This is a genomic window from Pseudoalteromonas sp. GW168-MNA-CIBAN-0100 (assembly GCF_040309225.1).
Classification (GTDB): domain Bacteria; phylum Pseudomonadota; class Gammaproteobacteria; order Enterobacterales; family Alteromonadaceae; genus Pseudoalteromonas; species Pseudoalteromonas arctica.
Genome location: NZ_JBEOOL010001143.1, coordinates 1 through 233, shown reverse-complemented (window position 1 = coordinate 233; position 233 = coordinate 1). Strand labels below are relative to the sequence as shown.

Below are 233 nucleotides of genomic sequence, written 5' to 3'. Positions count from 1 at the left end.
GTGTGGCCGAAGCAGGTAACTGGCCAGGTGCTGCTAAAGGTAACGCTGAATGGTTTCCGACTAAAGAACGTGCTTTAGCACAGGGTATTTTTAATTCTGGCGCGGCAATTGGCGGTATTATTGCCATCCCTTTAATTGCCTATTTAACAATTTACTTTAGCTGGCAAATGGTGTTTGTTGCTATTGGTGTTTTAGGTTTTCTTTGGTTAGTGCCGTGGTTAATTTTAGTTAAA

Annotated in this window: 1 protein-coding gene; it reads left to right on the top strand. The window is 41.6% G+C overall.

Annotation, left to right across the window (positions count from 1 at the left end; translation table 11 throughout):
• Nucleotides 1–233: MFS transporter (locus AAEY62_RS24955; RefSeq protein WP_350637183.1), on the top strand; the 233-nt coding region annotated here is incomplete at both ends.